Source organism: Halomonas sp. NPDC076908 (genome assembly GCF_050269715.1).
GTDB lineage: Bacteria > Pseudomonadota > Gammaproteobacteria > Pseudomonadales > Halomonadaceae > Vreelandella.
In genome coordinates this window covers 1-7,618 of the sequence record NZ_JBNNIW010000063.1, presented here as the reverse complement: position 1 = coordinate 7,618, position 7,618 = coordinate 1, and the positions used below count along the sequence as shown (strand labels likewise).

Below are 7,618 nucleotides of genomic sequence, written 5' to 3'. Positions count from 1 at the left end.
CTTTCTCATGGGGGTAACCTCGTGTGGGCAAATGTGAGGTTACTGTAGGGCGAATGTCAGCCGGGCGGCAGGACGTCTTAGAATGAACGCTTACTTTCCCTGGGTGAGGGTTAAACCATGAATATCGATACCAACGTCTTGAATAACGTCAACGGCGGCGGCAGTAATGGTCTTTCTGCGCGCCAATCTGATGAGTTGCGTGAAAGCTTTATGACGCTGCTGATCACCCAGTTGCAGAATCAGGATCCGCTTAATCCGATGGACAATGCTGAGATGACGTCTCAGTTGGCGCAGATCAATACGGTTAGCGGTATCGAACAGCTAAACGACACTTTGAATGGCATTACACAGCAAATGGATGCTGCTAAAACGCTTCAGGCGGCGGGGCTGATTGATAAAGCCGTTCTGGTGCCTGGTAACAATGTCATGGTAAGCGTTGACGCCGAAAATGGTACTTACGCAACGCCATTCGGCATTGAATTAGCCAAGCCAGCGGAGAACGTCGAGGTAACCGTCACCAATCGCTCAGGTGAGGTAGTTTATACCCGGGATTTAGGTGCGGTTGCTGCGGGGGTTGAGTCATTTAGCTGGGGGGGCATGACCAATGATGGTGGCTCTGTGGCGGAAGGTGCGTATCGCGTTAGCTTCAAGGCGACTGATGCAGAAGGAAATGCACTTGAAACACAGGCCTTGAATTATGCACTAGTACAAGGTGTATCTCCTGGGGCTGGAGGCAGCGATGTACGTCTGGATTTGGGCGCTATCTATGGCCAAGTCGGTCTCGATCAAATTAAACAAATTCTTTAATTATTAATTAAACGCAGCTTTCTCAGGGGAACATCATGAGCTTTTCACAAGCACTCAGTGGTCTAAGCGCACAGCAGCAAAAGTTAGGTGCAGTGGGTAATAACATTGCCAACTCACAAACGGTCGGGTTTAAAAGTTCCAATGTGCAGTTTGCCGATGTGTATGCCCAGTCCCGCATAGGGCTTGGCGTTCGTACCTCAACCGTATTGCAGAATTTTAGCCAGGGTAATGTTGAGTCCACTAACCGTAATATGGATCTAGCCATTGCGGGGGACGGGTTCTTCCGTTTTCAGCAAACAAATGGCGAAGTCGGCTATTCCCGTAACGGCCAGCTAACCATGACGTCAGATGGTCGCCTAGTTAATGCACAGGGCGCTCAAATAATGGGCTATCCCGCTGATGCCGAGGGCAACGTTCAGGCGGGTGGTAATGTGCAGCCAATGCAAGTGCCGCCGGGAGACTTACAGGCCAACGCAACCACTCAGCTAGATATATCGTTAAACCTAGACTCAGGGCAGCCTGTTATAGCCGCAGCATTTAATGCAGATAATGCTAATACCTATAATTACTCTACTAATGCCACTGTGTTTGATTCCCAAGGCAATGCACGAAACCTTTCTTTATATTTCACTAAAACCGACGATAACCAGTGGGCGGTTAATGGCCGTTTGTCAGGCGGACCTGCTGGTGGCGGTAGCTATGATATCAATTTGGGAAATTTAGTATTCAATCAAAACGGTACGCTTCAAGCTGATAACACGAATGCTGCTGTGTTTGACGATATTGAGTTTGGAGCTGGTAATCCCTTAGAAGCATTAAATGTTGCAATGAGTTTTGAGGGCTCAACGCAATTTGCAAATGACTCAACCGTTAATAACACGGTTCAAGATGGCTATACCTCTGGTGCTTTAGTTGGGATTACCATCGAAGATGATGGCACCATTATGCGTAACTACTCTAATGAGCAGTCCCGCGCAGCTGGCCAAATAGCATTAGTCAATTTCCGGAATCCTGAGGGATTAAGGCCCGAAGGCGATAATCTATGGACTGCAACTGGTGCCTCTGGCCAAGAGTTGATCGGCGCGCCGGGCACTGGTTTGCTTGGCATGATTGAGCCTAGCGCCGTTGAAACTTCTAACGTTGATATGGCTCGTGAACTCGTGGATATGATCATTGCCCAGCGCGCATATCAGGCTAACTCGCAAACCATTAGTACACAGGACGAGCTCCTGCAGACCATTATTAATCTTTAATAATCGGTCATTTTTGTAAGGAGTAAGTAGCGTGGATCGAATGCTCTATACCGCCATGAGTGGCGCCAAGAACAGTATGGATCAGCAATCGGTGGTGAGTCATAACCTTTCGAATGTGACCACTGCTGGTTTTCGTGCGCAGTTGCAGGCTGCGCGCTCCGTCCCCGTTCAAGGGGAAGCACTGCTCGCCACGCGTACATCGGCGGTAACTACCACCCCGGGCAGTGATTTCTCCCAGGGCCCCGTTGAGTTCACGGGACGTACACTGGATATAGCCATGCAAGGTAACGCATGGATGGCGGTGCTGGCTGATGACGGTACGGAAACGTATACACGGCGTGGTGATCTGCAGATTGATGCTGATGGTGTGTTGTTGAGCGTAGGCCGTCCAGTAATTGGCGAGGGTGGCCCGATTGCTATTCCCCAAGGTGCACAGGTATCTATCGGTGCTGATGGCACCATTAGCGCCATTCCTGAAGGAGTAGGACCGGAAGCCTTAGTCGAAGTGGGTCGTATCAAACTGGTAACGCCTGAAGATGGCGCATTAATTCGTGGTGATGACGGCCTGTTTCGTGCACAACCTAATGATGAAGGTGAGCCGGGGGCTTTACCCGCTGATCAAAACGCCACGTTAGTCAGTGGAGCGCTTGAAGGGAGTAACGTCAGCGCTGTTGAGGCGATGGTTTCGATGATTGATGTTGCACGTCGTTACGATATGCAGATGAAAGTACTCAGTACTGCTGACGAAAATGCTCAACGTGCTAATGGCATACTATCTATTCAAGGCTAATGCTGACCATTCGTGGTTGATGTTGGTCAGTCGGTCAAGGGAGCCTAATTATGATTAAGTCGTTGTGGACAGCTAAAACTGGTTTGGAATCACAGCAAACCAAGCTAGATGTGATTTCTAATAACCTGGCCAACGTTAGCACTAATGGTTTCAAACGCTCACGCCCGGTATTTGAAGACCTTTTATATCAAAACATGCGTCAGCCAGGTGCTCAGAATAATATTCAAGATCGTCTGCCTTCAGGTATGCAGGTCGGTACCGGTGTGCGTGCCGTTGCTACTGAGCGTTTGCATACCCAAGGTGGATTAGAGCAAACAGAAAACTCGCGTGACCTTGCGATCAATGGTGAAGGCTTTTTCCAAGTATTGCTACCCGATGGCACTGTGGGCTATACCCGCGACGGAAGCTTCCAGTTAAACGAAAATGGCCAAATGGTAACGGCTAATGGCTATCCGGTTGAGCCTGCTATTTTTTTACCTGAAAACGCATTGTCAGTGAATATCGGTGAAGACGGAACCGTCAGTGTTCGCCAACCAGGTATTGCATTAGATAATGAAGTAGGCCAGATAACGGTTAGCACCTTTATTAATCCGGCGGGCTTACAAAGCATCGGCGGTAACCTCTATCTGGAGACGGGTGCCTCAGGGGCACCAAATGAAAATATGCCGGGTATGAACGGTGCAGGACGGTTATTCCAGGGTTATGTTGAGACCTCGAACGTAAATGTGGTGGAAGAAATGGTCAATATGATTCAGACCCAGCGCGCCTATGAAATTAACAGTCGGGCAATTTCGACCAGTGACGAAATGTTGGCACGCTTAAGTCAGCTGTAATCTCTTACTAACAGGTCGCGTTATGCTGGAATTGCACCACACATCACGTCGTATTGCCCTAGTAGTACTGGCGGTTTTTATGCTGGTTATTGCTGGCTGCGCTCAAATTCCAAGAGCCTCTGTGGTGGGAGAGCAAGAGCAGATCAACATTGTTGATCGCCCACCACCAATACCCAATGGTTCTATTTATCAAGCTCGGCAAGGCTATCAGCCTCTTTTTGAAGACCGGCGCCCCCGTGCGATTGGCGATATCCTTACCATCATGATGGATGAGCAGGTGAGTGCAAGCCAAAACTCGCAGTCCAGCGCTAACCGCAGTGGGGCTGCGGGGTTGGATATCGCTCAAATTCCGGACATTATCGACTTTTTAGAAGACTTTGGCTTTGATGTCTCGGGAGATAACGTTTTCTCAGGCGGGGGCAGCACCCAAGCTAACAACACTATGACTGGCACGATTACTGTCTCTGTTTTAGAAGTCATGAATAATGGCAATTTGCGTGTGCGGGGCGAAAAACAGATTGCGATTAATCAAGGAACAGAATTTATTCGTTTTTCAGGGGTGGTAAACCCTCGCACTATTACCGCGCAAAACACGGTACCTTCGACACAGGTCGCTGATGCCCGCATTGAATATGTAGGTGATGGATACATCAATGAAGCGCAGCACATGGGATGGCTACAACGTTTCTTCTTGAACGTATCACCGTTCTAGCCCTCCGGAGAGCAAATAATGTCAGCAGTATCATCACGGATAAAAGCGCTGCGTGTAGGCGGTTATCGATCTATACAAACATGGCTTCTTCAGCTCGGTGTTTTGGCGCTAATGTGCCTGTTAGCTTTTCCTGCCCATGCAGAGCGTGTTCGTGAGCTGGCAAGCTTTGCAGGGGTGCGCGATAACCAGCTAGTGGGCTATGGGTTAGTGGTGGGTCTTGATAGTACTGGCGACCAGACGACCCAAGCGCCATTTACCAGCCAAAGCTTGAGCAATATGTTATCGCAGTTAGGAGTCACCATTCCGGCAGGCACCAATTTACAGCTGCGTAACGTGGCAGCTGTGATGGTAACCGCCGACCTGCCACCGTTCTCACGGCCTGGCCAACGCTTAGATATCGTTGTTTCATCGATTGCTAATGCGCGTAGCTTAAGAGGCGGGACGTTACTAATGACGCCGCTTAAAGGTGCTGATGGCGACACCTATGCGATAGCTCAAGGGAATATGCTGGTGGGTGGCGCGGGTGCCCAGGCTGGAGGCAGTAGTGTTCAAATCAATCAGCAGGCATCAGGGCGAATTCCTAACGGCGCCTTAGTTGAAAGGGAGGTGCCGCTTAATTTAGGTGGTAACGGTGGCGTACTCGAACTGCAGCTCAACGATACCGATTTTGGCACTGTACAGCGTATGGTTACCGCCATTAACAACGAGTTTGGACAATCAGTCGCCTACGCTCGAAATGGTCGTGTGATCGCGCTAGATGGGCCTGCCGATGATAATTCGCGAGTCAATTTTATGGCACGTGTAGAGAACGTGCAGGTAACGCCTATGGACGCACCTGCGCGGGTGGTCTTGAACTCACGCACAGGCTCGGTAGTGATGAATAGTGCGGTTACACTACGTCAAGCAGCGGTGGCGCACGGTAGTTTATCGATCATGATTGATACTCAGTTTGGGGTTAGCCAACCGGCACCCTTTGGGCAAGGTGAAACGGTTGTAGTGCCTAATGCGGACATAGATATTGAACAGCAAGAGGCTTTTTTGCAGATCGTAGAGGGCGCTCAGCTTAATGAAGTGGTGAACGCACTTAATGCATTAGGTGCAACGCCACAAGATCTCATGTCGATCCTTGAAGCGTTAAGAGCATCAGGTTCATTGCGTGCTGAGCTGGAGGTCATTTAATGAGCGCGAATGACATGACCAACCAGTTTGCGCTAGATGTCAGTGGTTTTCAGCGACTTCAGCATAACGCACGCATCGACCCTGAAGCGGGGGCTCATGGCGCTGCACAGCAATTTGAAGCGTTATTTATTCAGATGATGATGAAGAGTATGCGCGAAGCCATTCCCAGCTCAGATCTCATGAACAGTAGCGCGACAGATACCTATCAATCGATGCTGGATCAGCAGTGGTCCCAGGTGATGGCTTCGCGTGGTATTGGCCTTGCTGACGCGCTTGTTGAGCAGTTAGAGCGCCAAGGGGCGATTTCCAGGGGCGAATCAGCAGCAAACGCAGACCATGAGCTGCAGGCATTGATTGCAGGTATTCCGCGCGGGACGCCCCGCGTGATTGACGACTCACTACAGACGAATCGAGAAGGTGGTGCAGCATCACCTCAAGGCAGTGGGCGCTTCTTGGATGAGTTAGAAGCCATTCGTCAAGGCATGGACAAGCGTAATACGGTCGAAGAAACCTTGTTAACTCGTCAAAGTAATACACGTGCAACTGATCATGTAAGCCAGTTTGTCCAAACACTGTCGGCTCCTGCTCAAGCCGCTAGTGCAACCACAGGCGTTCCCGCCGAGCTGATTTTGGCTCAGGCAGCGCTTGAAACAGGCTGGGGGCGTCATGAAATTGCCACACGCAGCGGACAAAACAGTCACAACTTATTTGGTATTAAAGCGGGTAGCCATTGGCAGGGTAAAACAACCGATATTGTCACCCATGAATATATTAACGGGCGACGTACGCAAGTGGTTGATACCTTCCGGGTATACGATTCGTTTGAGCACGCATTCACTGACTATGCCGGTCTGATCGGTAACAACCCACGCTATGCGGGTGTTGTTCAAGCGGCTACCGCCGAGCAAGCGGCACGGGAGCTTCAGCGCGGAGGGTATGCCACCGATCCCCGTTATGCTGAGAAGTTAGTAGCAGTAATGAACACCATGGGCCCGCTTAACGCCGAAAGTAATTTCCTGGCTGATTCTCGCTAGCCTTTTTCTCAAGTTTTTCTGCGCAGTGCCGATATTTCTAAAATAGATAGGTATTGGCCTAAGGAATTGAACCATGAGCATGTTTTCGATCGGCTTAAGCGGCCTCAACGCCGCGCAGAACGCTCTGAATACGACTAGCAATAATATTAGTAATGTTTATACGCCAGGCCACAATCGTGAGCTTACCCAGTTGGGCCAGGGTAGTGCTGGTACTGGGGGCGTGAAAGTTAACGATATTGAAAGGCAGTTCAATACCTACGTTGCTAATCAGTTAAACAGCGCCAAAACCCAGTCGAGTGCGTTGTCTACCTATTATAATCAAGTTACACAAATTGATAACTTGCTAGCAGACCGCGCAGCGGGGCTAGCGCCATTGATGCAAAACTTTTTCTCTTCGTTAGAAGATTTAGCCAGTGCGCCGTCTGATCCCGCAGCGCGCCAAGGCGTGTTGGGCACAGCCAATACCTTGAGTGCTCAATTCCGCTCGTTTGATGGCTATTTGCAAGATATGCAGAGCAATATTAATAACCAGATTAAAGATGAAATTACCCAAATTAATAATACCGCAGAGCAAATTGCGGGTTTAAATAAAGAGATTGCTTTGGCGCGTGCGCGTACCGGTGAAGCACCGAATAGCCTTCTTGATCAGCGCGACCACTTAGTTTCCCAGCTTTACGAGCGCATGGATTTACGCCTGAATGTACAGGATGGTAAAACGTATAATATCAGCCTGCCCAATGGCCAGCCGCTAGTCACAGGAACGAGCTCATTCCAACTTGAAGCAATGCAGGCTGACTATGACCCTCAACGTACGGTAATTGGTTACCGCGATGGCGGTGGCAATCTGACTCAGCTAAATGAATCGACTATTAAAGGCGGGGCATTGGGCGGCTTGTTGTCATTTCGCTCAGAAACCCTAGCCTGGATTTCTCATAGTACCTCAGCCAGTACCGCACTCAGGCTGTAACACCGCTAAACACCTACTGGCTCGACTTACATCGGCTACTTTT

The 7,618-nt window shown here is 49.8% G+C and carries 7 protein-coding genes and 1 pseudogene; all 8 read left to right on the top strand.

The genetic code is table 11. The annotated features are described in order from the left end of the window. The first annotated feature begins 117 nt into the window (after positions 1-117). Positions 118-807, top strand: coding sequence for a flagellar hook assembly protein FlgD (locus tag ACQKE4_RS19675; protein ID WP_427389927.1), 690 nt, complete (start codon positions 118-120; stop codon positions 805-807). A gap of 35 nt (positions 808-842) precedes the next feature. After that, on the top strand, positions 843-2,060 hold the full coding sequence (flgE, locus tag ACQKE4_RS19670) for a flagellar hook protein FlgE (RefSeq protein WP_427389926.1): 1,218 nt from the start codon (positions 843-845) through the stop codon (positions 2,058-2,060). A gap of 31 nt (positions 2,061-2,091) precedes the next feature. Beyond that, the gene (locus tag ACQKE4_RS19665) at positions 2,092-2,850 is read left to right on the top strand and encodes a flagellar basal body rod protein FlgF (protein ID WP_427389925.1); all 759 of its coding nucleotides are present in this window, start codon (positions 2,092-2,094) and stop codon (positions 2,848-2,850) included. A 50-nt stretch (positions 2,851-2,900) separates the two neighbouring features. Further along, positions 2,901-3,683 (top strand): flagellar basal-body rod protein FlgG, encoded by a 783-nt coding sequence (gene flgG / locus ACQKE4_RS19660; RefSeq protein ID WP_427389924.1) that lies wholly within the window; start codon positions 2,901-2,903, stop codon positions 3,681-3,683. Positions 3,684-3,705: 22 nt separating this feature from the next. Beyond that, a complete protein-coding gene (locus tag ACQKE4_RS19655; RefSeq protein WP_427389923.1) occupies positions 3,706-4,395 on the top strand; it encodes a flagellar basal body L-ring protein FlgH in 690 nt (229 codons plus the stop codon). Positions 4,396-4,506: 111 nt separating this feature from the next. Further along, positions 4,507-5,574 carry a flagellar basal body P-ring protein FlgI gene (locus ACQKE4_RS19650; protein WP_427389928.1) on the top strand — a complete coding sequence of 356 codons (1,068 nt, stop codon included), beginning with the start codon at positions 4,507-4,509 and terminating at the stop codon, positions 5,572-5,574. Next, positions 5,574-6,608 carry a flagellar assembly peptidoglycan hydrolase FlgJ gene (gene flgJ / locus ACQKE4_RS19645; RefSeq protein WP_427389922.1) on the top strand — a complete coding sequence of 345 codons (1,035 nt, stop codon included), beginning with the start codon at positions 5,574-5,576 and terminating at the stop codon, positions 6,606-6,608. Before ACQKE4_RS19650 ends, flgJ begins: the two co-directional genes overlap by 1 nt. A gap of 73 nt (positions 6,609-6,681) precedes the next feature. Further along, a pseudogene (flgK, locus tag ACQKE4_RS19640) lies at positions 6,682-7,527 on the top strand (flagellar hook-associated protein FlgK); the annotation flags it as partial. Positions 7,528-7,618 lie beyond the last annotated feature (91 nt).

Coding starts and splice junctions, on each gene's coding strand:
- ACQKE4_RS19675 (WP_427389927.1), top strand. CDS start 118: ATGAATATCGATACCAACGTCTTGAATAACGTCAACGGCGGCGGCAGT.
- flgE (WP_427389926.1), top strand. CDS start 843: ATGAGCTTTTCACAAGCACTCAGTGGTCTAAGCGCACAGCAGCAAAAG.
- flgG (WP_427389924.1), top strand. CDS start 2,901: ATGATTAAGTCGTTGTGGACAGCTAAAACTGGTTTGGAATCACAGCAA.
- ACQKE4_RS19655 (WP_427389923.1), top strand. CDS start 3,706: ATGCTGGAATTGCACCACACATCACGTCGTATTGCCCTAGTAGTACTG.
- ACQKE4_RS19650 (WP_427389928.1), top strand. CDS start 4,507: ATGTGCCTGTTAGCTTTTCCTGCCCATGCAGAGCGTGTTCGTGAGCTG.
- flgJ (WP_427389922.1), top strand. CDS start 5,574: ATGAGCGCGAATGACATGACCAACCAGTTTGCGCTAGATGTCAGTGGT.